This window comes from Mucilaginibacter gotjawali (assembly GCF_002355435.1).
GTDB lineage: Bacteria > Bacteroidota > Bacteroidia > Sphingobacteriales > Sphingobacteriaceae > Mucilaginibacter > Mucilaginibacter gotjawali.
Genome location: NZ_AP017313.1, coordinates 437,114 through 461,175 on the forward strand (window position 1 = coordinate 437,114; position 24,062 = coordinate 461,175).

Consider the following 24,062-nt stretch of genomic DNA (forward strand, 5'->3'; position numbering starts at 1 on the left):
CGTCAGGGCATCTACAGCTCCCATTGCAGATTAAGCTCATTCAGCAATCAGCATTCCGCAATTAAAACAGCCCTTCGATGATATCATCAGCTGAAAGCCCTTCGGCTTCGGCATGGTAGCTGCGTACAATGCGGTGGCGGAGTATGGGTTTGGCAATGGCCTGTACATCTTCAATGTCCGGAGAATATTTCCCGTTGATCACGGCATGGCATTTAGCCCCTAATATCAAAAATTGCGAAGCACGGGGGCCAGCGCCCCAGTTTAACAAGCGTTTTACCTGTGGTGCGGCCATTTCGCCATTGGGGCGGGTTTTGGCAACCAGTTTAACCGCATATTCAAGCACGTTATCAGTAACCGGGATATTCCTAACCAATTGCTGAAAGTAAATGATCTGTTCGGCGCTGAGTAGTTTTTTTACTTCTGTTTTTTGGCTGCTGGTGGTATTTTTTACGACAAGCAATTCTTCCTGGAAAGTAGGATAATCAAGGGCTACGTTAAACATGAAACGATCAAGCTGCGCCTCGGGCAGCGGATAGGTACCTTCCTGCTCAATAGGATTTTGTGTTGCTAAAACAAAAAACGGCTGCGCCAGCCGATGGGTGATGCCCGCTGCTGTTACCGATTTTTCCATCATGGCCTCCAGCAGGGCGGCCTGGGTTTTTGGCGGGGTACGGTTAATCTCATCAGCCAGGATGATATTTGCAAACACCGGGCCGGGTATAAATTTAAAGTTACGGTCCTCGCCCAAAATCTCCGAACCGATAATGTCCGAAGGCATCAGGTCGGGGGTAAACTGTATGCGCTTAAAATCAAGGTCCAATACCTGGGCAACGGTTTGTACCAGCAGGGTTTTGGCCAGGCCTGGCACACCAACCAGCAAACAATGTCCGTTACTAAAGATAGAGATCAGTACAAATTTTAATACTTCCTGCTGGCCAATAATTACTTTGCCTATTTCGGCGCTTATTTGCTGATAAGCCTGCCTTAAAGCATCAGCAGCCTCTACTTCGGTACGGTGTTGCATATTATGGTTAAGGTTTAACTTCTGCCGGGGTTGTAGTTACCATGCTTTCGTCAACGGGGCTTGCCCATCCTTTCATATTGGTACACTGCTGGTATTCCGGATCAATCTTAATAAAAGTTTGCTTACGCCTTTTCTGGAACCACTCGCTCACCTTACGGTTAATTTTATCGTTGGTGGCATATTCCTTTATTTTGGGATAGTCATCTACCAGGTTTGCCTTATGGGCGTTGGTGCTTGATTTAAGGTACAAAATTTTATAAGTCTTTTTTCCGGCAGCATCAGTAAACAGCAGCGGTTTTGACATGCTGCCCACTTTCATGGTGTCAACTACAAGTGCTACCTGCGGATCAAGTTTATCTGTCGGGATATAAGTGGTACGGGTTTCAACGTCAGATGCATTCAGCATCATACCACCGTTATATTTTGTGTCTTTATTGTCCGAGTAATAAGCGGCAGCGTTTGAAAAAGATATTTTGTTATTCTTTGTCAAAAAGTCATAAACACTATCGGCTTTTGCCTTTGCCCTTTGCAGGCTGGCGTCAGTTACTGTTGGGATAATTAAGATATGCCGTACATGCACCTGTTCGCCGCGGCGTTCAAGCACCTGTAAAAAGTGAAAGCCATACTCTGTTTCAAACACCGGCGAAAGTTCTCCGGCTTTAAGCCTGAAGGCCCAGGCAGTAAATTCCTTTACGTAAGTGCTGCGATCGGCAAAGCCCATATCGCCGCCCTGTAATGACGAACCCGGATCCTGTGAGTACAGGCGGGCCAAAGCGCCCATATCTTCCCCTTTTTTTACACGATCCAATAAATCCTGTGCCTTTGCACGGAAATAGGCTTTTTCAGTTTCGTTTAATTTCGGGTTAAACTGGATCTCGCCCACCTCAACCGTTTTGTTAAAGGTTGGCAGGCTATCTTTAGGGATGGTGTTAAAGAATTTTTTTATGTCCTCCGGTGTGGTGTTAACATCGGAAGTGATTTTTTGCTGCATTTTTTGGGCGATCAGCTCTTCCTTAATGTCAGGGCGTATTTCGTCTTTATATTGAATAACGGAGCGGCCTAAAAATTGCTCCAGCCTGTCCTGGCTGCCGGCACGGCCTATCATACCGCGCATACGGCGGTCAATATCGGCGTCAACTTCATCATCCTTCACATCAATACTGTCAATAATAGCCTGCGCCGCCAATAGTTTTTGTGTAACAAAACTTTGCGCTATCTGGCATTTTACAGCAGGGTTTGCCGGATTGCCCTGCGCAAGATAGGTGGCATATTTTAACTCAATATCCGATTGCAGGATAATGCTGCCACCCACTACCGCCGCTATTTTATCAAGCGTATGCTTTTGTTGCGCACGGGCAAGGGATATGAATAATGTAAAACTTAAAAGGACTAACCCAAACTTTCTCATGTATCTCGATACTAATAAAACTTAACCCGGTTTGCCGGGCGCGTTAAAAACTCCGAATTTCGGTAAAATTTATTAATTATAGCTGAACATTTAACCGGAATTGATTAGCGGCAGCTATAATTGTGCGAATATGCTGATAATGCGTCAAACTGTTTAGTTACTTTTGTTAAAATTTGTTAAAGTGAGAATAGAAAACCCTGTTGCTTTTAGTTTTATACTCCAGGATGACCTTTACCTGTTAAATAATGACAAAATAGTTAAGCCTGTTGCCGAAATCCCTGCAAATGTGCCTGAACCTGTTTTACAAGCGCCTGTACACCAAATTGAAACGCCTGCACCTGATTTTAATTACCTCGGCAAGCATAAAAAACATTGCCTGATCCTGGTTTTTTACCCCGGGCTTGAGTGTATGCCCGCCCCGTATTTAACCGCGCTTGAAAATACGCTGAAACGACTGGGTTTTGAACAGGATGATGTAGCGATTTTGAACCTGGCCAATTACAAGGAAACAGTATTTGAGCAATTGCTAACTTATTTTAAGCCTCAAAAACTGCTGATCATGGGCAGGCACGCTTTGCCCAAAGGGCTTGCTGCTCCGGCGGTTAATCAACAGGTACAGGTAGGTAACGCCCGCACCTTATTCACTTTCAGTTTTGATGAAATGATGGATAACAACGAGATGAAAAAGGTATTTTGGGAACAAATGAAACAATGGTAATAGTATGCGGCAATTAGTTTTTGCAACCAATAACCGCCATAAGCTGGATGAAGTAGCGGCCAAAGTTGGCAGCCAGATAAAATTATTAACCCTTAATGATATTGGCTGCGATGAGGACATCCCCGAAACGGGGCATACCTTCAGGGAAAATGCAGCTATAAAAAGCCACTATATCTACCAAAAATATAAACTGGATTGTTTTGGCGATGACAGCGGCCTGGAAGTTGACGCCCTTAACGGCGAACCCGGCGTTTACTCGGCCAGGTATGCAGGCACCCACGGCGACCATGAAGCCAATATGGATAAAGTGCTGGCAAAATTAGCCAGCGAAACCAAGCGTAAAGCCCGTTTCCGTACCGTGATCTCCCTGATATGGAACGGCGAAGAGCATTTTTTTGAAGGCACAGTAGAAGGCACCATCCGCCATGAACGCGCAGGCGCCCAAGGTTTTGGTTACGACCCGATTTTTCAGCCTGATGGTTACGATATCACCTTTGCCGAAATGAGCATGGAGGAAAAGAACAGCATCAGCCACCGCGCCAGGGCAGTGGAAAAATTGATTGGGTTTTTGTCTTTGGGGCATTAAGTCATTGGGTCATTAGCTTTGCGTCATAAGGTCATTGAGTCATTAGGTCATTGAGCCATTGGATGGTTTGGATAGCGTGTGGTATTATCTGGGGCAAAAGGGGTGTCATGCTGAGGCTCTCGAAGCATGGTGTGGTGGGCTGACGGATGACAGGTAGGACAAGGAACGTTATTGGAGCATTAGGTCATTGGGTGGGTGGATAGCGTTTCGCAAGAGAAATGAAGTAACGCGAAGGTGTCATGCTGAGGCTCTCGAAGCATAGTGTGGTGGGCCGACGGATGACAGATGGAACAAGGAGCGTCATTAGGTCATTGGTTGGATAGATGATAAGCAATGTCCCTATCTACCTAAATCAATTATATTATTTACTTAGATTTGAGCTGCCATAAACCGGCTAAGCCTTTGACCCTACGCCCAATGTCATTAAGTTAAGGAAAAAGTGAAGGGAATTAATATCGAATAATGAATTTTGAATGTCGAATTTCGAAGTTTCTTACTTCATTATTCAATATTCGGCATTGGGTGTTCGATATTAATATTCCTTAACTTAATGACATTGCCCTACGCCATGAAAATATTTAAAAAACTTTCTCTATGCTTTACAATCCTTTTTTTATTGTTATGGATTTATATACTGATCTATATTAAAATAATATCCCTTGGCTGGTTAATTGCTGAACTCGCAAGCTTTTTATTTATGGTAATAGCATATATCGTGCGTGGTATTTTGGAAGGAATTGAACGGCCCCGCAAGATATTTCTCAGTGCCTTAATGATGGTTATTATCTTCTGCATTCCCGGTTATGATGACATCAAAGCCTATAAAAGAAACGTTTGCCAGGCTCAATTCGGGCCTCAATTTAACACGAAACGACGAAACCTGGGCATACCTGTAATTCCTGAAAAATGGCAAATAAAAGAAAGCAGCGAAGGCCGGGTGCGTTGGGCGCCAGCCGACAGTTTGATAGGGCATCAAAAAAAATACATATATATTGATACTGGTTGTGTAATAGAAGAGGAGTTAGATTACTATGGCCTTACAAGCCAGCATGGTAATAAAAGGGAGGTGATGATTGAAACTCAATTCGGGAGAGGCCGGCTAAACGATTCTGTTTTCTATTATTATTATCACGATGATGCAGGCAGGCGTGCCGACACCATCACCCGCCAGCAGGCCGACAGCATATTTGCCGCTGAAAAAATAAGGAAGGATTATTGAAGGCATCTATCAGCTACGTTCTTCACTTTCGCCGGTCATCCAATGAGCCAATGACAAAAATAGCTTCCTATATGTCATCCCTAACTTGTTTCGGGATCTCATAGACAGGTAACCCAGTGAAAGGTAAGTGAATGACAGGTGCACCACCAACGGGCGGCTCAGCGCCCGGTTACTTAGCGCGCGGCTAAGCGTGTGGATGCTGAAACAAGCTCAGCATGACATGATTTTTAGGTTTGTTCAAGTTTTTTGTATGGTATATCCGCCCAACCAATGACCTAATGACCCAATGGCGCGAAGCAAATGACCCAATTACTTCTCCGCCAGCAGATCTTCCGTCAGTTTCTGAAACTCATCAATAAATTCGGTGTAATAAACGCCGGTACCCGGGCCGCTGAAGCCGGTATGGATTTTACGTACTTCGCCTTTTTTATCAATGATGATGGTAGAAGGGAAGCCCTTAAAATCGGCCAGCATGGGCAGGCTTTTTTGTGCGTCGCCGGCAGCAGGGGTAAAGCCGGTGATCAGTAATGGATAGGGTACATTAAAGTGCGTTTTCATTTGCTGCAGGGTGCGTTGCGATTTGGCAAAATCGGTGGTGCGCTCATAGGCCAGGCCGATCACTTCTACCCCTTTATTATGGTATTTGGGATAATAGCTGCTTACAAAATAATTCGTTTCGTCCATACAGTTAGGGCACCACGAGCCCAGGATCTGTACAATAACCACCTTGTTTTTAAATCGGGCGTCGCTTAAGGATACTTCTTTGCCGTTAATGTCTTTAAAGGTGAAAGCTATCTTTTTGTAGCCGGGTTTTAATGCGGTGAGCGAATAAGCATCAGGCAATTTGGCATTAGCATCCTTCACCGCGCTCCAGGTATCCAGGCCTGAGAAGCCTGAATACTGCTTGCCTTCGCTTAATGTTTTATCGTCGTTAATTTTTGCGGTAAAGATGTAGGCATGGCCGCCATCAAAGCACGATAAATACATTTGGTTGCCGGCAACGGTACCTTCCAAATAGCGGTAGTCGCCGCTGGTGCTTAAAAAGGTGCCGGTTAATTTAGCACCGCTTTGTTTAAACTCTCCCACCAAAGTATCCCGGGTGTCGCCTCCGCCAAATATAGCCGACCAGCGCCCGCTGATATCATACGCGGGTTTTTCCGGGTCTTTAAAAAAGCGCCAGGTTGTATTTGGCACGGCGTTAAAAGCCATTATCGCATCGCTGTTACCTAAATGTTTTATCCAGTTTCCGCTTAAGCCTGATGCATCCAGTTTCAATTTAAATTCCGAATCAAACAAGGGCATGTGTATAAAAACCGAATCACCCTTTGATTTAATGGCTGTTACTTTATAACGTTCGTCGCCATTAATTATGGCCAATTGCTGTGCGCCCGCGGTATCCTTCACCTCAAAATTGAAAGGGAGTTGGCCGCCGGCCGAGTTTTTTAAGGCGCCGCGCCAGACACCGGTTGGTAATTTTGTTTGTGCCGATGCGGTATAAATTATGGAGCAAATAAATAATGCCGATAGAATATGTCGTGTTTTTAATAGCATATTCAAACGTATTAAAATTTGATCAATTTATCTCAACACCTCGCGGGATATTACAATCCGCTGAATTTCCGAGGTCCCTTCATAGATCTGGGTGATCTTGGCATCGCGCATTAAACGCTCCACGTGGTATTCCTTTACAAAGCCATAACCGCCGTGGATCTGCACTGCCTCAACGGTAGTGCGCATCGCTACTTCTGATGCATAAAGTTTCGCCATCGAACTGGCCTGGGCATAGGGCAGCCCTTTATCTTTCAGCCATGCAGCTTTAAGGCACAGCAGGCGGGCAGCCTCTATCTCGGTAGCCATATCCGCCAGTTTAAATTGAGTAGCCTGTAAATCGGCGATGGTTTTCCCGAATGCCCTGCGTTCTTTGGCATAGGCCATCGCCAGTTCATAAGCGCCTGATGCAATGCCCAAAGCCTGTGAGGCGATGCCAATACGGCCGCCATCCAGAGTATTCATGGCAAACTTAAACCCGAAGCCATCTTCGCCGATACGGTTTTCCTTGGGCACCTTCACATCAGTAAACATTAATGAATGCGTGTCTGATCCGCGGATACCCAGTTTGTTTTCTTTATGCCCCACTGTAAAACCTTCCATGCCGCGTTCAACAATCAGGGCGTTAATGCCATGGTGGCGTTTGCTGGCATCGGTTTGCGCAATAACCAGGTAAGTTGATGCAGAGTTTCCATTGGTGATCCAGTTTTTTACGCCGTTCAATAAATAATGGTCGCCCATATCAATAGCGGTGGTGCGCTGGGAGGTAGCATCAGATCCTGCCTCCGGTTCGGACAAACAAAACGCGCCTATCTTTTCACCTTTGGCCAGCGGTACCAGGTATTTTTGTTTCTGGGCCTCGCTGCCATATTTTTCGAGCCCGTAACAAACCAATGAATTATTAACAGAAACAACAACGGAAGTGGATGCATCAATTTTTGATAATTCTTCCATTACCAAAACGTAGGAGATGGCGTCCATACCTGCGCCGCCATAATCAGGCGATACCATCATCCCTAAAAAACCGAGTTCGCCCAGCATCTTTACCTGTTCGGCGGGGAAGGTTTGGTGTTCGTCGCGTTCAATTACGCCCGGCTTAAGTTCGGTTTGTGCAAAATCCCGCGCCGCCTGGCGGATCATTTCTTGTTCTTCTGTGAATTGAAAATACATGATAAGCAGATTTAAAACACAAACATAATATTATGCATGCATAGTAAAAAATAGGACATAAAAAAGAGAGCCTTTTTGAAGCTCCCTTTCCCCTAATTAATTTAAACTATTGATTAAACCCAAAACAAAGAACAAAAAAACCTCAGCTTGGGCGTCTGAGAAATTCAATTTAAAGTTTTTACATAGGTAGATGTATATCTTTATTTTTTCACAGATGTTGCAGGGCCGATAAAATTATAACAAATGTTAAGCCATAATTTTTTCAAACGGTTAAAGTCATCCCATTTTCCCGGCAAAAGTGTAAACTGCTACGGTGCCTTAATAAAGTGTACTTAAAATTTTACTTTTAACTATTATGATATCGTATTTGAAAAGTTTATACTTGTATTACTGGATTTTACAGCTGATTTAGAATGAATTAATACCCTTAATGCCTTTTTGCAGATTTGATAAATGACTATTTTTTAATTTTTTTCAGATAACGATTGAACTTATTAATCATAAAACAGAACTGACCATATCATCGATATTATTATTCAATTTTCCGGACAGTACCGTAAATAGGGGGTATTTGGCCGGGAATTGTCTGTTATTTCATACAAGACTTGTATTTTATTACCTACACATAAACGATTCAGATGACAAAAAAACGGATTTTCGGGACCTTGCTGGCAACTGCAGTATGTACCCTGGCAGTTGTTTCGTGCAATAACGCACAAAAGAACTATGCAGCAAACGATGCTCTCATAAAAAATATAGATACCACAATAAAGCCGGGAGACGATTTTTTTAATTATGCCAATGGCGCCTGGCTGAAAAAGAACCCGATCCCGGCGGCTTATCCTTCATGGGGTATAGGCAATGTGGTGGAAGAAGAATTAAGGGACCGCCTTAAGAAATTAAACCTTGAAGCGTTAAAGGCCAATGCTGAAAAAGGAACCAGCTCGCAAATGATCGGCGATTTTTATTACAGCGGGATGGACACGGTTGCTATTGAAAAACAAGGTATTGATCCGCTTAAGCCTGAACTTGACAAGATTAATAGCCTAAAAAACATTAGCGACCTGGTTGATGAATTTGCGCATTTGCAGACAATTGGTGTTGAAACACCCATTGCCTGCGGTATAGGGCAGGATGCAAAAAATAGTAATAAAAACATGCTGCAGCTGTTCCAGGGTGGCATAGGCTTACCCAACCGCGATTATTATTTTAACGCTGATCCGCATAGCGTAGCTATCCGCACCGATTACCAGGAAAAACATTTGCCTATTGTTTTTAACCTTTTGGGATTGACCGGGCCGGAAGCCGCTTCAGCCACCAAAAAAACTTATGAATTGGAGAGGTTTTTAGCTGATAGTTCGCGAAAGCTGGAGGATCTGCGCGACCCTTATCATAATTATAATAAAATGCCGCTCGGGGGTTTAACCAAACTTACGCCAGCTATCGATTGGAAGGGCACGTTCGAAAAAATGGACTATAAAAATGTGGACACCGTAATTGTGGGGCAGCCTGAATATTACCGGGCGCTTAACAAGGCCCTTACCCTATTTACCATAGACGACTGGAAAAATTACCTGCGCAAAAACCTGGTATCGGCCTTTGCCTCAAACCTGAGCAAACCTTTTGACCAGGAGGACTTCAGGTTTTACGGAACTATATTATATGGTGTAAAAGAACAGTTGCCGCGATGGAAACGGGTGATTGATAACGAAAATGGTTTGATGGGCGAAGTGCTCGGGCAATTGTTTGTGAAAGAATATTTTCCCGAAAAAACGAAGAAACGTTATGTTGATCTGGTGGAAGCGATGCGCGCCAGCTTTAAAGAGCACATTGGGAAATTGGACTGGATGAGCGAACAAACCAAACAAAAGGCTTATGACAAGCTGGCCAAAGTAATGCCTAAAGTGGGTTACCCCGACCATTGGAAAGATTTTTCGACGCTGACCATTGACCGCGGACCCTTTGCATTAAATGTGATGCGTGCCAACAATTTTTGGCACCGCTTTGATGCCAATAAACTGGGTAAGCCGGTTGACCGTACCGAATGGGGCATAACACCGCAAACTTATAACGCCTATTATAATCCGTCAAATAACGAAATTGTATTGCCGGCGGCGCAGTTTATGATACCGGGATTTAAGGATGAAGATATTGACGACGCGGTAGTATACGGCTATGCAGCGGCATCCACTATAGGCCACGAAATGACCCATGGTTTTGATGACCAGGGCCGGCAGTACGATGCGAAAGGTAATTTAAAAGCATGGTGGCAGCCGCAGGATTCGGTAAAATTTGCCAAACGCGCCCAAATGCTTGTCGGCCAGTTTAACGGCTACAGTATTTACGGGCAGCATGTAAACGGCAAGGCAACTTTAGGCGAGAACATTGCCGACCTGGGTGGAATTGTAATCGGCCTAGATGCTTTTAAAAAAACCGACCAGTATAAAGAGGGTAAACCCATTAACGGGTTAACCCCGGTTCAGCGGTTTTTCCTGGGTTATTCGCTGGGATGGCTTGGACAGGAAAGAAAGGAAGCCCTGTTAAGCCAGATCCTCACCAATGAACATGCGCCCGGCTTTATGCGCGTAAACGGCCCTTTTACCGATGTGCCTGAATTTTATGAGGCTTTCCATATTAAAAAGGGCGATAAAATGTGGTTGGATCCGGAGAAGAGGGTGAAGATCTGGTAGGTAACCAATTTTTTGCCCTCTTTGCCGATTTCGGCAGAGAGGGCTGGTCGAGCGTAGCAATGACCGGGTGAGTCAACCCTGCGGACATTACCGCCCGTGCATGGCGGCGAGTTTACTCACCCCAGCGTCGCTACGCTTGCTGACCCTCTCTGCCGAAATCGGCAAAGAGGGTGGAAAACGTTTAGCATATATTACTTCGGGTGCCAGACCAACATTTTCAGGCCTTAATTTCAACCTGTTCTCTTTTAAAACTTTATCTATATTTGGGCGACATATATGATCTACTTCCTGCAAGATTGGTTACACCAGCAAACCTGGCTCGAAATTATCGGTGTTGTCACCGGGCTTTTGTGCGTGGCATTGGCGGCCATTAATAATATCTGGAACTGGCCTATTGCAATTGTAAGCGTTGGCATTTTCATTTTCATTTTTTTTAAAGCGCATTTATATGCGGACATGGGCCTGCAGGTTTATTTTATGCTCATGAACATCTACGGTTGGTACTATTGGAGCCAGGCGCCCGATGAAGAAGAAAAAACCCCTGTTTTAATCGTTACCAAAACGGAGCTTATTTATGCTGGTATCGCCGTTGTTATTTTTACCTTTATTTTAGGCTCACTGTTAAAATATACCCCTGCTTCTTTTCCTTTCCTTGATAGTTTTTGTGCCGCCTGCAGCCTGGTGGGCAGGGTATTTTTAGCCCGTAAAGTTTTAGAAAACTGGCTGATCTGGATCTTTGTCAATATTATTTACATCGGCATCTTCATTTTCAAGCACCTCGAGCTAACCGCCATAATGTATGGCGTGTATGTCATCCTCGCTCTATGGGGTTATTTTGACTGGAGGAGGGAATATAAGCGGCAGGTGGGGTGAGGGTTGGGCAATAAATTAACAATCATGTCGATGAACAAAGCGGTTTTTAACTTACAAATCAATGAACGTAATGTTAATGGACATTTGTTATTTGAAACCCTTTAGCAGTTTTCAATGCCGCCATAACGTTAATTATTGAATTTTTATCTTTTGGCTTCAAACTGTGTAATATTACGACTCCGTTTCCGGGCCAAGACATTATCCAGCCTTTTAGGTGACTTTGAACGATGTTAGTGATAATGCTGGACATTTCTTCTATAGATATTGCGTTGTCTTCAAACTCTATCTCAATAGAAGAGTTAAAAAGGTTGCTAAGGGTATTAATATCAGGATTTACATTGTGAATAAAAGATGCGGTTTTATTAGAGTTCAGACTATTTTCTAATTGATCTAACCTCCTTATAAGATACTCATTAAAAGATTGTTCTTTGCCGCTAACCGCCTGTATTATTGTTTTTTCTTCTATTACCTGATAAATTGGGTTGTCAATACTTTTATCTGCCAAAGAAGCTTTAATGGCTTCCCGTAGTCTAGGTTTAGCATCTTCTGAACCGAGTAATGTGTCGTGATAGAAAATCGTTCGTTGATCATTGATGTCAAAAGGCAACATTGTCCCGTACTCCGCCATAGTAATTATTGGCAATCGAATGGAGTGTCTAACAGCCAATTCGTACATGACATTGGGATTTAAACTTGTTAGGTTTGCAATTACTAATTTATCATTCAAAATACTTTTGAGTATCTGCTTTGTTATTGACCCACTATTATTTATTTCGTAAGCGGGAACCGCTTTAAAGTTAAATTCTTCTAAAATTGGGGCGATGACGGACGAAATAAGCCCTTTTGTTTTTTTAAATGTCTCGGAATCAATTGCACCGATAGGGGTAATGATAAAACAATTTTCCTTTCCGTCTTCCGACGTATCTTGTTTTGCTTCTGGTTTAACGGCCATTTTCAATAAAACATAAAGATAAATTAAAAAGCGATAAAAGCAATTATTTGATTAGGCGCGATATCTGCTTTTATGAAAGGCCTCAGCGAAACTCACAAATTGTAATAAATTTCTCTAAAGTTGGTTGACATTTTGAATTAAGGTTGCGCATCTCCCATAGGAATATAGTTAAAATGGCATAACAAAATTCCTTAAATATTCAACCAGAATAACCAAAATATATTTCCATCATTTTATATCGTTTTTTGGATACTTTGCTGAACATTTGTTCTTAAATGTACATCATTTGTCGCATTTCAGATTTGTATTGTTTTAACTCTGATATTTGTCTATATTTCATTAATTGATGATCAAAGAAGAATCGCAGAATCTAAAAATGACTAAAGCTCAAACCGAAGTGAATGAGTTTGTTCGACTTGTTTACAGGAGAGGGAGGCTTTCTACTTGGATTTTTGTTGCTGCCATTATTTGGTTTTTGTTTTTGATGACCGTTGTAATTTTGATAGTTATTAGGAGGGTCTCCTTGCCACAGTTTTTCTACTATACTTTGATCGTGTGGACTGGCTTCATTTTTCGCCTATTAATAATTGTGATAAGATATATCTTCAACCCGAACTGTAAACGATAATTAATTTTGCTGGCATAAAATCATTCTTCGCCAGTTCAAGTGTTTGCCACTTGGATACTCAACAATTTAAGCGCTTAAATTAATATCAATGTCCAATACTGGGGTAAGGATTATAATTTATGCCGGTATCGTTAACTTCCCGCCTTTGCTAAAGTTTTCTCCAACAAACCGAGATGCCAACAATTGTTAGGTATTAACCCATAAGCAAATGCACTTCGTTCCCCTAATCACGAAGATTGTCGATGAGGACATCGACAACGTGGAAGGGGGGAGTTCAATCCGCCGCAAAAAATCCAATCATCCTCTAATCCTACGCATCCAGGTTCAGACAAAAAGAATGCATGGCGGCTACCCGTACCCCTCGCGATTGCCGCGCTACGCAATGACAAAGTTTTTTAAATCCCCTTATCCGCCCCTCTCCTCAATCCAGGCATCAACAAATTCCCCAATCTGCAAATCAATGTCGTTTAGTTAAGGATCCACCTGGCATTTTGGTCATAAGAGGCCGTAATCCCGGCAAAAGTGCTGACAAGATTTTGTCACTGACAAAATTTTGCCAGCACTTAAATTGTTGATTATCAGTTTTGTTGCGCTTTGTTGCAGGGTATTGCACGTGTTGCGCAACGCTACAAGCTACAAGTTTCCATTGATGAACTTTGGTTGATGGTATTTGCGCTGAATCGTTTATACTGCTTCTGAGGATTTGGACTAAAACGCAAAGAACAGCTGCCTTTTTATCCGCGGCAAAAATCCTATCAATCCTTTAATCCTACGCATCCAAGTTCAGACAAAAGGAATGCACGGCGGCCACCCGTTCGCCTCGCGATTGCCGCGCTACGCCAGCAATAACAAAGTTTATTATTCCGCCCATCCGCACATCATCCCTCATTGGCAAAAACACCAACTTTTTCACCCCAAAACGCAATTTCAGGCAGAAAACCGACACTTTGCTATGCATGCATAAAATCAATACCGAATACCGTTTTGAACTTTGGTATAAATTGTAAAATATTATATTCTGTAATTTGTAAATTATTCATACTTTTATATTGAATATTTAAAATAAACAGAATTAAATACCAATTGAAGTTTTCTGATTAAATCCTTGCGATTCCTTTGGGGTATGTCTATCTTACAAAGACCAATTTATAAAACCCGGTGACCAAAAGGTTTTATAAAGATTCTTTTACTAAATACAGCTGATACAGCATTATAAAATGAGTACATCTAACGATACCATACAGGCAACGGAGTTAAACCGCTACAGTAAAACTTTCACGCAGGACCCTACCCAGCCTGCCGCCCAGGCCATGCTTTACGGCATTGGTTTAACAGACGACGACATGCAAAAAGCGCAGGTAGGCGTGGCAAGTATGGGTTACGATGGGAATACCTGCAACATGCACCTGAACGACCTGGCCAAACTGGTTAAACAGGGCATTTGGGAAGAGGATATGGTTGGTTTGGTTTTCCACACCATAGGCGTTAGCGATGGCATGAGCAACGGCACCGAAGGGATGCGCTATTCATTGGTGAGCCGCGATATCATTGCTGATTCCATCGAAGCAGTTGTTGGCGGGCAATATTATGACGGGCTGATCACCATCCCCGGCTGCGATAAAAACATGCCTGGCTCTGTAATGGCAATGGGCCGTTTAAACAGGCCATCTATAATGGTATACGGCGGTACCATAAAACCCGGCCATTATAAAGGCGAAGACTTAAATATCATATCGGCATTTGAGGCCCTGGGCAAAAAAATTGCCGGGCAGATAGACGACATCGATTTTAAAGAAATTATCAAACACTCCTGCCCCGGCGCAGGCGCCTGCGGCGGCATCTATACAGCCAATACTATGGCGGCCGCTATCGAGGCTTTGGGCATGAGCTTGCCTTACTCTTCATCAAACCCGGCCATCAGCGATGAGAAAAATGCCGAATGTTTAGCAGCCGGTAAAGCGATAAAAATCCTATTAGAAAAGGACATCAAACCGTCAGACATCATGACCCGCGAAGCGTTTGAAAACGCCATCGTGGTCATTATGGTTTTGGGCGGTTCAACCAACGCAGTGCTCCATTTAATTGCCATGGCAAAAAGCGTGGGCATCAAACTAACGCAGGATGATTTCCAGGCCATCAGCAACCGCATCCCGGTTTTGGCAGATATGAAACCAAGCGGTAAATACATGATGGAGGACCTCCACAAAATTGGCGGTGTGCCAGCAGTAATGAAATACTGCATGGACCAAAGCTGGCTGCACAGCCATTGTTTAACCGTAACAGGTAAAACTGTTGCTGAAAACCTGCAGGATGTACCCGACCTGGAATTTGAAACACAACAAATAATCCGCCCGGTTGAAAACCCTATTAAGGCAACCGGCCACCTGCAGATCTTATACGGTAACATAGCCGAAGGTGGTAGCGTAGCCAAAATAACCGGCAAGGAAGGTACCAGCTTTGAAGGCCCTGCCCGTGTATTTGATGGCGAGTTTGAACTGATCCACGGCATCCAGAGCGGCCGCGTTAAAGCGGGCGATGTGGTGGTGATCCGCAACGTTGGGCCGAAAGGCGCACCGGGCATGCCCGAGATGCTGAAACCTACCTCTGCCATATTTGGCGCAGGTTTGGGCAGTTCGGTAGCGTTAATTACTGATGGCAGGTTTTCAGGGGGTACCCACGGCTTCGTCGTCGGTCACATCACTCCCGAAGCGTATGACGGGGGTGGTATTGCCTTTGTTAAGGATAACGACCGGATTTTTATTGATGCGATTAACCGCACCATAAATGTAATGATCAGCGACGAAGAGTTCGCTGCCCGCAAAGCACAATGGATCCAGCCGGCATTAAAGGTAACCAAAGGCGTTTTATATAAATATGCAAAAACCGTTACCACAGCTGCTGAAGGTTGTGTTACGGACGAATAAGGACGGTGAAAGGTAAAAGGCGAAAGCTGAAAGGTTTAAGCAGTTACCATGACCCAATAACAAACGACTAATATTAATCGGTGAAATCACTTTTTTAAATCGGTGAAATCCCAAAAAATAAATACAGTGGAGACACAAACAATCGGCACACAGGAAATCGGTGAAATCACGGAAAAATCGGTGAAATCACCTGTGGAATTATCAGGATCACAAGCCTTGCTTGACGCTTTGATCATTGAGGGGGTAGATACCATTTTCGGGTATCCGGGTGGTGCTATCATGCCCATTTACGATGCTTTATATGATTATAATGACAGGCTGAACCATATTTTGGTCCGCCATGAGCAGGGCGGGATCCATGCCGGCCAGGGTTATGCACGTACCTCGGGCAAGGTAGGCGTGGTATTTGCTACCAGCGGACCGGGCGCCACCAATTTAATAACCGGCTTAGCCGATGCGCAAATTGATAGTACGCCATTGGTTTGCATCACAGGCCAGGTGTTTGCACACCTTTTAGGTACCGATGCTTTCCAGGAAACAGATGTGATCAACATTACCACCCCGGTAACCAAATGGAACTACCAGGTAACCGATGCTAGTGAAATCCCTGAAGTGATTGCCAAAGCTTTCTACATCGCTAAAAGCGGCAGACCGGGACCGGTTTTGATAGACATCACCAAGAATGCGCAAATCCAGAAATTTAATTACGAAGGCTATACCCCCTGCAACCATATCCGCAGCTACAGGCCGAAGCCAATTGTTCGTCCGCAATATATTCAGCAGGCGGCAGAGTTGATCAACCAGGCTAAAAAGCCGTTCATCATTTGGGGCCAGGGTGTAATTTTAGGCAGCGCCGAGCAGGAATTTAAAGCTTTTGTCGAAAAAAGCGGCATCCCTGCGGCCTGGACCATATTAGGCGCCGGCGCTATCCCCACAGATCATCCTTTAAACGTTGGTATGCTGGGTATGCACGGCAATTATGGCCCTAACGTATTAACCAACGAGTGCGACGTATTAATTGCCATAGGCATGCGCTTTGACGACCGGGTTACCGGCCGCCTGGATAAATATGCAAAGCAGGCCAGGGTGATCCATTTGGATATTGACCCTGCCGAGATCGACAAAAACGTAAAATCAACCGTGCCTGTTTGGGGCGATTGTAAAGAAACCTTGCCGATGTTGACCGAACTGGTAGAACGTAAAGTACTTACCGAATGGCACGATAAATTTAAAGAGTTTACCCGCCAGGAAGTTGAAGCGGTTATTCATGATGAATTAAACCCCACCTCGGACGAAATGACGATGGGCGAGGTAATCAAACAACTGAACGAATTAACCAAAGGCGATGCGGTTATTGTAACCGATGTGGGCCAGCACCAGATGGTGGCCTGCCGCTATGCCAATCTCAACAAAACCCGCAGCAACGTTACCAGCGGTGGTTTAGGTACCATGGGTTTTGCTTTGCCTGCGGCGATAGGCGCAAAATTTGGCGCACAGGAGCGCGACGTGATCGCCATCATCGGCGACGGCGGTTTCCAGATGACCTTACAGGAACTGGGCACCGTGATGCAAAGCAAGGTGGATATCAAGATCATTATCCTGAACAACCGTTTCCTGGGCATGGTGCGCCAATGGCAGGAACTGTTTAACGAACGCAGGTATTCATTTGTAGATATTCAAAGTCCTGATTTTGTAGCAGTTGCCGCCGCCTATGGCATTGGCGGTAAATGTATTTCAGACAGGGCCGACTTGCAGCCGGCATTAAAAGAAATGATGGAAAGCAAAGGCGCTTACCTGCTGGAAGTAATGGTAACCAAGGAAAATAACGTATTCCCGATGGTACCGCAGGGATGCAGCGTAAGTGAGATCAGGTTAAAATAACGCGTAGGGACGCAAAATTTTGCGTCCTATTATGGGGTTTAAAAAAGATTAAAATGGAAAAACAGGAATTTAACATAACCGTTTACACCGAAAACCAGATAGGGCTTTTGAACCGGATTGCGATCATTTTTACGCGCCGCAAAATCAATATCGACAGCTTGAATACTTCTCCTTCGGAGATCGAAAGCATCCACAGGTTCAACATCGTGATCACTGAATCAGAAGATGTAGTACGGAAACTTTGCCGTCAGATTGAAAAACAGGTAGAGGTATTGAAAGTATATTACCATACCAATGCGGATGTGATCTGGCAGGAACTGGCCTTATATAAAGTATCAACAGATGTAATTGCCGAAAAGGTAAGTGTTGAGCGTTTGCTTCGCGAGAACGGCGCCCGGGCGGTAGTTATCCGCAAGGACTACACGGTATTTGAAACAACCGGACACCGCGAAGAAACCGACAACCTGATCAGCATACTACAGCCTTATGGCCTGATAGAATTTGTACGGAGCGCACGTGTTGCCATTATCAAGGACAGCGAAGGCTTTAACTCGAAACTGCGGGAATTTGAAAGACTTGAACCGGGTGAAGACGTGATTGAAAATGAATATTTGAACCAGGGGCAGAAGGTGTTCTCGATGTAAGCCCCCTGACCCCCTAAAGGGGGAAGCGTGGCGGCGATTTAAAGTAATTAAAGAACAGTTAATAATAAATAATAAACCCGTTTTGTTCCCCCTTTAGGGGGCTAGGGGGCTCGGCATCATGCTTGAAGAAATTAAACAAAAATACCCATTAGCGTACAACGCGATCAAAGAAGCTACTGAGGCCAATGGTTTTACCATGCCATCGGAAGTGCTTACTTGTTCTTTGCTGAAGACGCTGGCCGCTACAAAGCCGGGGGGTAAGTTTTTGGAGCTGGGGACGGGTACAGGTTTGTCAACCACCTGGATTTTGGATGGGATGGATGAAAAATCCACATTAATATCCATTGATAATGATGAAACGTTTTTAAATATCGCCAAAGAGAATTTAGGGGTGGATAAAAGGTTAAGGCTGATTTGTACCGATGGGGCCGACTGGATCAAACAAAACGCAGGCAAAAAGTTCAGCTTTGTTTTTGCAGATACCTGGCCCGGAAAATATCTATTGCTGGATGAAGTGCTGGATATGGTTGAAAAGGGAGGCATTTATATTATAGATGATATGCTGCCGCAGCAAAACTGGCCTACTGGCCATGCAGAGAAAGCAATCCAGCTGATTGCCTACCTTGACAGTCGCGACGATATCATCCTAACAAAAATGGGATGGGCAACCGGCATAGTAATAATAACAAAGAAATAGGTGAGTTGTGAATAGTGAGTGGTGAAAGGTGAAAATAAAAATCGGTGAAATCAAAATCAATCGGTGAAATCAAAAAAATAAAAACTATACAATTAAAACAAGGCATCGGTGCAATCAAAACAAAATCGGTGTAATCATTAAACCAACTAAGATGGCAAAATTAAATTTCGGCGGAACTGAAGAAAACGTAGTAACCCGCGAAGAGTTCCCTTTAGCAAAGGCACAGGAAGTATTAAAAAATGAAGTGGTAGCTGTAATTGGCTATGGCGTTCAGGGACCTGGCCAGGCGCTCAATCAAAAAGACAACGGTATCAACGTAATTGTTGGTCAGCGTAAAGGCACAAAAACATGGGATAAAGCGGTGAATGATGGCTTTGTACCGGGAGAAACCCTTTTTGAGATTGAAGAAGCCCTTGAAAGAGGAACTGTGATCTGCTATTTATTAAGCGACGCTGCACAGATCGCTTTATGGCCAACCGTAAAAAAACATTTAACGGCAGGCAAAGCTTTGTATTTTTCACACGGCTTTGGTATCACGTTTAAAGAGCAAACCGGTATTATCCCTCCGGCTGATGTTGACGTATTCCTGGTTGCACCAAAAGGATCAGGTACCTCATTGCGCAGGATGTTTTTACAGGGCCGTGGCTTAAATTCAAGCTACGCTATCTTCCAGGATGCGACTGGTAAAGCAAAAGACAGGGTTATCGCCTTAGGTATTGCAGTAGGAAGCGGTTACTTATTTGAAACCGATTTCAAAAAAGAAGTATTCAGCGATTTAACCGGCGAACGCGGCACTTTGATGGGCTGTATCCAGGGTGTATTTGCAGCACAGTATGATGTATTGCGCAGCAATGGCCACTCACCATCTGAAGCATTTAACGAAACTGTTGAAGAGTTAACCCAATCTTTAATGCCTTTGGTTGCTGAAAACGGTATGGACTGGATGTACGCTAATTGCTCAACCACTGCTCAACGTGGTGCATTGGATTGGTGGAAGAAATTCCGCGATGCTACAAAACCTGTATTTGAAGAATTATATAACAGCGTAGCAACCGGCAAAGAATCACAACGCTCAATCGACTTAAACAGCCAACCTGATTACCGCGAAAAACTGGATGTGGAGTTAAAAGAACTTCGCGACAGCGAAATGTGGCAGGCAGGCAAAACTGTACGCAGTTTAAGGCCTGAAAACCAGGTGGTAGAAGCATAATAACAAGTCTGTAGTCGTAAGTCTTGGGTCGTTAGTCAACGGCCTGGTACTTACGACTCCGGACTTTAGACTAAAGACTTGAAAAATGGCTAAGACATTATTTGATAAAATTTGGGATGCACACGTCGTCAGTAGCAACGAGGGCTTTCCTGATATTTTATACATTGATACACACTTCATTCACGAGGTAACCAGTCCGCAGGCGTTTGACGGGCTTCGTTCCAGAAAATTACCCGTGTTAAGGCCAAAACAAACGGTCGCCACTGCCGACCATAATGTGCCCACCATTAACCAGCATTTACCCATTAAAGAAGAGCTATCCCGCTACCAGGTGGATATGCTTACCAAAAACTGCAAGGAATTCGGTATCGAATTGTATGGCCTGGGCCATCCTTTCCAGGGCATTGTACACGTTATAGGCCCCGAGTTAGGTATAACTCGTCCGGGGGGCACCTATGTTTGTGGTGATAGCCACACTTCAACCCATGGTGCTTTCGGCGCTATTGCGTTTGGCATAGGCACTTCGCAGGTAGAACAGGTTTTGGCTACACAATGTTTGCTGCAATCGCGCCCTAAAAGAATGAAGATTGAGGTGAACGGCAAATTGCAAAAAGGCGTAGGGGCTAAAGATATTATCCTTTATATCATCTCGCAGATCAGCGCCGCAGGCGGTACGGGTTATGCGGTTGAATATGCCGGCGATACTTTCCGCTCGCTGAGCATGGAAGGCCGCATGACGGTTTGCAACATGAGCATCGAGATGGGTGCACGCTGCGGCTTGATAGCCCCGGACGAAACCACCATTGAATACGTTAAAGGCAGGGAGTTTGCTCCCAAAGGCGAAGATTGGGATAAAGCGGTTGCTTATTGGAAAACACTGTATTCTGATGACGACGCCCAATTTGATAAAGTATTATGCTTTAAAGCCGAAGATATTGAGCCGATGATCACCTACGGAACAAATCCGGGGATGGGCATTGGCGTTACCCAGCATGTACCCGAAACCTCGTCTTTCGAACAAAAAGAACAGGGCTCGTACAAAAAAGCGCTGGAATACATGGGCCTGCATGATGATGAGCAATTATTGGGGAAACCTATTGATTATGTATTTATCGGCAGCTGTACCAACTCCCGCATTGAAGACCTGCGCCAGGTAGCTGAATTTGTAAAAGGAAAGCACAAAGCGGAAAATGTTACTGTTTGGGTAGTTCCCGGTTCAAAAAAGGTACAGGAGCAAGCCATCCGCGAAGGACTGGATGTTATTTTGGGTGAAGCTGGCTTCCCTTTGCGCGAACCGGGCTGCAGTGCCTGTTTGGCGATGAATGAAGACAAGATCCCGGCAGGTAAATACTGTGTATCCACCAGCAACCGGAACTTTGAAGGCCGCCAGGGACCAAACTCACGTACCTTTTTAGCTAGCCCGCTCACCGCAGCAGCGTCGGCGATAAATGGATATGTGACGGATATAAGGGAATTTTTAATTGTCTGAACTCGAATTAAACGAATTTATAGAATTAATAGAATTTTGATTTTGAACTAGTGGAGGCCGTCAGGAGAACAGCAGACGAATTCAACGATCCAACCAGTAAAATAATTGGTTGCGCCATGAGGGTGCATGCTACTTTAGGCAATGGTTTTCAGGAAGTGATTTATCAAAGGGCGTTACAGATTGAGATGGGCTTAGCCGGCTTGGGTTTTGTTAGAGAGATGGAAATGCCGGTGATTTACAGAGAAGAGTTAATCGGGACCAGGCGGGTTGATTTTTTTGTTGAAGAAGAGATAATGGTGGAGCTGAAAGCATTGATTGAACTGGAAGATGTTCATATGGCTCAAGGAATCAACTATCTGGAAGCTTACAATATTAAAATAGGCTTGCTTATAAATTTCGGCAGTAAGAGTTTGCAGTTCAAAAGGCTATTAAACAGAAAGTACCGTCCGGGCGCTAATAAATTAATTATTTGAGCAGGATTTATTGAATTAAAGGACACGAAAAAATAATTCAATAAATTCTGTTAATTCAAAAAATTCGAGTTCAGACAAGAAAAATTAAAAATGGCAACTAAAATATTCAAACACATACAAACCAGCGTGGTGCCGCTCCCTATCGAAAATATCGATACGGACCAGATCATCCCCGCAAGGTTTTTAAAAGCCACCACCCGCGAAGGTTTTGGCAATAACTTATTCCGCGACTGGCGATTTGATGAAAATGATAACCCAAAACCGGATTTCGTTTTAAATCACCCGGTGTACAGCGGGAAGATCCTGGTAGCCGGTAAAAACTTCGGTTGCGGCAGCAGCAGGGAGCATGCCGCCTGGGCCATTGCTGATTACGGCTTTGATGCCGTAGTAAGCAGTTTTTTTGCCGATATTTTTAAGGGTAATGCTTTAAATAACGGTTTGCTGCCAGTGCAGGTGAGCGATGAGTTTTTGAAGAAAATATTCGACGCGGTTGACGCTGACCCGCATGCCGTGGTAGAGATTGACCTGGTTGACCAGTTCATAAAAATCGTCGCCAGCGGCCAACAGGAAACTTTTGAGGTTAACCCCTACAAAAAAGCCTGTATGACCAACGGCTATGATGATATAGATTATATTTTAAGTAAAAAAGAATTAATAGAAGAGTTTGAAAGCCCCCTGGCCCCCTAAAGGGGGAATTAAAAAATAGGCGGAATAAAAACAGTAACGATTATTAGTAAATAACAATAAACAATCTTTTTCAGCTCCCCCTTTAGGGGGCTGGGGGGCAAAATAATGAAGAAACATATATTAGTAATTTCCGGAGACGGTATCGGTGCCGAGGTAACAACCTGGGGCAAAGCAGTATTGGAACAAATTGGCAAAACTTATGGCCATGAGTTTACTTTTGATGAAGCTTTAATGGGCCATGAAGCCATTGAAGCAACCGGCAGCCCGCTGCCTGATGAAACTTTGGAAAAAGCAAAAGCAAGCGATGCCATTTTATTCGGCGCAGTTGGTCATGCTAAATATGACAATGATCCCTCTGCCAAAGTAAGGCCTGAACAGGGCTTATTAGGCATCCGCAAAGGATTGGGCCTATACGCCAATTTAAGGCCGATCATGTTGTTTGACGAGTTGCTGAATGCATCGAGCCTAAAACCCGAGATTTTAAAAGGAACTAATATTTTATTCTTCCGCGAATTAACCGGCGACGTTTATTTCGGCGAGAAAAAACGCAGCGCAGATACCGCTTCCGACCTGATGATCTATCACCGGTACGAAGTGGAACGCATCGCAATCAAAGCCTACGAAGCAGCAAGGCTTCGTGGTAAAAGATTATGCTCTGTTGATAAGGCCAACGTGCTGGAAACATCCCGCCTGTGGCGCGAAGTGGTTCAGGAAGTTGCTAAAAGATATCCTGACGTGGAAACTGAGCACATGTTTGTAGATAACGCAGCTATGCAATTAGTTAAAAACCCTAAAAAGTTTGATGTGGTATTAACCGCTAACCTTTTTGGTGATATTTTAACCGACGAGGCTTCACAAATTGCCGGTTCAATGGGTATGCTGGCGTCAGCATCTATCGGCGATGGTACAGGTTTCTTTGAACCGATCCATGGTTCGGCACATGATATTGCAGGACAGGACAAAGCCAATCCGCTGGCGTCGATACTATCAGTTGCCCTGATGCTGGAAATCAGTTTTGGCCTGAGCGAAGAAGCAAAAAGCATTAAGGATGCTATCGATAAAACATTGAAAGAAGGCTACCGTACCGGTGACATTGCCGACAGCAACACTGATAAAAGCAAAATACTGGGTACAACAGCCATGGGTAAAAAGGTGCTGGAATATTTATAAGCCCCTCCCAACCCTCCCCGGTAGGGAGGGCTTTTAAAAAGAACAAAAGAAAAAGTCTCCCCTACCGGGGG

At 44.2% G+C, this 24,062-nt stretch carries 19 protein-coding genes; 14 read left to right on the forward strand and 5 right to left on the reverse strand.

What is annotated here, in order from left to right; all coding sequences use genetic code 11:
• Positions 1 to 61: 61 nt before the first annotated feature.
• Both MgSA37_RS01985 and MgSA37_RS01990 read right to left on the reverse strand, forming a co-directional pair.
• On the reverse strand, positions 62 to 1,024 hold the full coding sequence (locus MgSA37_RS01985) for an AAA family ATPase (RefSeq protein WP_096349602.1): 963 nt from the start codon (positions 1,022 to 1,024) through the stop codon (positions 62 to 64).
• Between the two features lie 7 nt (positions 1,025 to 1,031).
• Positions 1,032 to 2,432, reverse strand: coding sequence for a peptidylprolyl isomerase (locus MgSA37_RS01990; protein ID WP_096349603.1), 1,401 nt, complete (start codon positions 2,430 to 2,432; stop codon positions 1,032 to 1,034).
• Positions 2,433 to 2,613: 181 nt separating this feature from the next.
• Here MgSA37_RS01990 and MgSA37_RS01995 point away from each other — a divergent pair, with 181 nt between their 5' ends.
• The 3 genes from MgSA37_RS01995 to MgSA37_RS02005 all read left to right on the forward strand — a co-directional run bounded on the left by MgSA37_RS01995 (position 2,614) and on the right by MgSA37_RS02005 (position 4,955).
• A complete protein-coding gene (locus MgSA37_RS01995; protein WP_157750384.1) occupies positions 2,614 to 3,150 on the forward strand; it encodes a hypothetical protein in 537 nt (178 codons plus the stop codon).
• A 4-nt stretch (positions 3,151 to 3,154) separates the two neighbouring features.
• Positions 3,155 to 3,736: a non-canonical purine NTP diphosphatase gene (locus MgSA37_RS02000; protein ID WP_096349605.1), complete on the forward strand. Its 582-nt coding sequence runs from the start codon at positions 3,155 to 3,157 to the stop codon at positions 3,734 to 3,736.
• A 697-nt stretch (positions 3,737 to 4,433) separates the two neighbouring features.
• Complete coding sequence (locus MgSA37_RS02005) at positions 4,434 to 4,955, forward strand: hypothetical protein (RefSeq protein ID WP_157750385.1); 522 nt, start codon at positions 4,434 to 4,436, stop codon at positions 4,953 to 4,955.
• A 309-nt stretch (positions 4,956 to 5,264) separates the two neighbouring features.
• Here the strand turns inward: MgSA37_RS02005 and MgSA37_RS02010 are convergent, their stop codons facing one another.
• Both MgSA37_RS02010 and MgSA37_RS02015 read right to left on the reverse strand, forming a co-directional pair.
• Positions 5,265 to 6,506: a peroxiredoxin family protein gene (locus tag MgSA37_RS02010; RefSeq protein WP_096349607.1), complete on the reverse strand. Its 1,242-nt coding sequence runs from the start codon at positions 6,504 to 6,506 to the stop codon at positions 5,265 to 5,267.
• 27 nt (positions 6,507 to 6,533) lie between these two features.
• Entirely contained in the window at positions 6,534 to 7,673 is a 1,140-nt protein-coding gene (locus tag MgSA37_RS02015) for an acyl-CoA dehydrogenase (RefSeq protein ID WP_096349608.1), read from the reverse strand.
• Between the two features lie 638 nt (positions 7,674 to 8,311).
• On the opposite strand from MgSA37_RS02015, the gene MgSA37_RS02020 reads away from it, so the two are divergent.
• Together MgSA37_RS02020 and pnuC are read left to right on the forward strand one after the other, a co-directional pair.
• Positions 8,312 to 10,363 carry a M13 family metallopeptidase gene (locus tag MgSA37_RS02020; RefSeq protein ID WP_096349609.1) on the forward strand — a complete coding sequence of 684 codons (2,052 nt, stop codon included), beginning with the start codon at positions 8,312 to 8,314 and terminating at the stop codon, positions 10,361 to 10,363.
• 276 nt (positions 10,364 to 10,639) lie between these two features.
• Positions 10,640 to 11,236, forward strand: a complete 597-nt coding sequence (gene pnuC / locus MgSA37_RS02025) for a nicotinamide riboside transporter PnuC (protein ID WP_096349610.1) — start codon at positions 10,640 to 10,642, stop codon at positions 11,234 to 11,236.
• Positions 11,237 to 11,309: 73 nt separating this feature from the next.
• Here the strand turns inward: pnuC and MgSA37_RS02030 are convergent, their stop codons facing one another.
• Entirely contained in the window at positions 11,310 to 12,188 is an 879-nt protein-coding gene (locus MgSA37_RS02030; protein WP_096349611.1) for a hypothetical protein, read from the reverse strand.
• A gap of 1,845 nt (positions 12,189 to 14,033) precedes the next feature.
• On the opposite strand from MgSA37_RS02030, the gene ilvD reads away from it, so the two are divergent.
• The 9 genes from ilvD (at position 14,034) to leuB (ending at position 23,991) form a co-directional block, all read left to right on the forward strand.
• Entirely contained in the window at positions 14,034 to 15,740 is a 1,707-nt protein-coding gene (gene ilvD / locus MgSA37_RS02045) for a dihydroxy-acid dehydratase (RefSeq protein WP_096349614.1), read from the forward strand.
• Between the two features lie 165 nt (positions 15,741 to 15,905).
• Positions 15,906 to 17,621: a biosynthetic-type acetolactate synthase large subunit gene (ilvB, locus tag MgSA37_RS02050; protein ID WP_375782353.1), complete on the forward strand. Its 1,716-nt coding sequence runs from the start codon at positions 15,906 to 15,908 to the stop codon at positions 17,619 to 17,621.
• Positions 17,622 to 17,674: 53 nt separating this feature from the next.
• Complete coding sequence (gene ilvN / locus MgSA37_RS02055; RefSeq protein WP_096349615.1) at positions 17,675 to 18,265, forward strand: acetolactate synthase small subunit; 591 nt, start codon at positions 17,675 to 17,677, stop codon at positions 18,263 to 18,265.
• Between the two features lie 118 nt (positions 18,266 to 18,383).
• Complete coding sequence (locus MgSA37_RS02060) at positions 18,384 to 18,962, forward strand: O-methyltransferase (protein ID WP_096349616.1); 579 nt, start codon at positions 18,384 to 18,386, stop codon at positions 18,960 to 18,962.
• 151 nt (positions 18,963 to 19,113) lie between these two features.
• Positions 19,114 to 20,172 (forward strand): ketol-acid reductoisomerase, encoded by a 1,059-nt coding sequence (ilvC, locus tag MgSA37_RS02065; RefSeq protein ID WP_096349617.1) that lies wholly within the window; start codon positions 19,114 to 19,116, stop codon positions 20,170 to 20,172.
• A gap of 85 nt (positions 20,173 to 20,257) precedes the next feature.
• On the forward strand, positions 20,258 to 21,661 hold the full coding sequence (leuC, locus tag MgSA37_RS02070) for a 3-isopropylmalate dehydratase large subunit (protein WP_096349618.1): 1,404 nt from the start codon (positions 20,258 to 20,260) through the stop codon (positions 21,659 to 21,661).
• A 50-nt stretch (positions 21,662 to 21,711) separates the two neighbouring features.
• Positions 21,712 to 22,134 (forward strand): GxxExxY protein, encoded by a 423-nt coding sequence (locus MgSA37_RS02075; RefSeq protein ID WP_232010767.1) that lies wholly within the window; start codon positions 21,712 to 21,714, stop codon positions 22,132 to 22,134.
• A gap of 90 nt (positions 22,135 to 22,224) precedes the next feature.
• Entirely contained in the window at positions 22,225 to 22,821 is a 597-nt protein-coding gene (leuD, locus tag MgSA37_RS02080) for a 3-isopropylmalate dehydratase small subunit (protein WP_096349619.1), read from the forward strand.
• Positions 22,822 to 22,926: 105 nt separating this feature from the next.
• Positions 22,927 to 23,991, forward strand: coding sequence for a 3-isopropylmalate dehydrogenase (gene leuB / locus MgSA37_RS02085; RefSeq protein ID WP_096349620.1), 1,065 nt, complete (start codon positions 22,927 to 22,929; stop codon positions 23,989 to 23,991).
• The last annotated feature ends 71 nt before the right edge of the window (positions 23,992 to 24,062 follow it).

Bases quoted from the DNA above. Each gene is read 5' to 3' on its own strand.
- MgSA37_RS01985 (WP_096349602.1), bottom strand. From the start codon at position 1,024: ATGCAACACCGTACCGAAGTAGAGGCTGCTGATGCTTTAAGGCAGGCT.
- MgSA37_RS01990 (WP_096349603.1), bottom strand. From the start codon at position 2,432: ATGAGAAAGTTTGGGTTAGTCCTTTTAAGTTTTACATTATTCATATCC.
- MgSA37_RS02000 (WP_096349605.1), top strand. From the start codon at position 3,155: ATGCGGCAATTAGTTTTTGCAACCAATAACCGCCATAAGCTGGATGAA.
- MgSA37_RS02005 (WP_157750385.1), top strand. From the start codon at position 4,434: ATGGTAATAGCATATATCGTGCGTGGTATTTTGGAAGGAATTGAACGG.
- MgSA37_RS02010 (WP_096349607.1), bottom strand. From the start codon at position 6,506: ATGCTATTAAAAACACGACATATTCTATCGGCATTATTTATTTGCTCC.
- MgSA37_RS02015 (WP_096349608.1), bottom strand. From the start codon at position 7,673: ATGTATTTTCAATTCACAGAAGAACAAGAAATGATCCGCCAGGCGGCG.
- MgSA37_RS02020 (WP_096349609.1), top strand. From the start codon at position 8,312: ATGACAAAAAAACGGATTTTCGGGACCTTGCTGGCAACTGCAGTATGT.
- pnuC (WP_096349610.1), top strand. From the start codon at position 10,640: ATGATCTACTTCCTGCAAGATTGGTTACACCAGCAAACCTGGCTCGAA.
- MgSA37_RS02030 (WP_096349611.1), bottom strand. From the start codon at position 12,188: ATGGCCGTTAAACCAGAAGCAAAACAAGATACGTCGGAAGACGGAAAG.
- ilvD (WP_096349614.1), top strand. From the start codon at position 14,034: ATGAGTACATCTAACGATACCATACAGGCAACGGAGTTAAACCGCTAC.
- ilvN (WP_096349615.1), top strand. From the start codon at position 17,675: ATGGAAAAACAGGAATTTAACATAACCGTTTACACCGAAAACCAGATA.
- MgSA37_RS02060 (WP_096349616.1), top strand. From the start codon at position 18,384: ATGCTTGAAGAAATTAAACAAAAATACCCATTAGCGTACAACGCGATC.
- ilvC (WP_096349617.1), top strand. From the start codon at position 19,114: ATGGCAAAATTAAATTTCGGCGGAACTGAAGAAAACGTAGTAACCCGC.
- leuC (WP_096349618.1), top strand. From the start codon at position 20,258: ATGGCTAAGACATTATTTGATAAAATTTGGGATGCACACGTCGTCAGT.
- leuD (WP_096349619.1), top strand. From the start codon at position 22,225: ATGGCAACTAAAATATTCAAACACATACAAACCAGCGTGGTGCCGCTC.
- leuB (WP_096349620.1), top strand. From the start codon at position 22,927: ATGAAGAAACATATATTAGTAATTTCCGGAGACGGTATCGGTGCCGAG.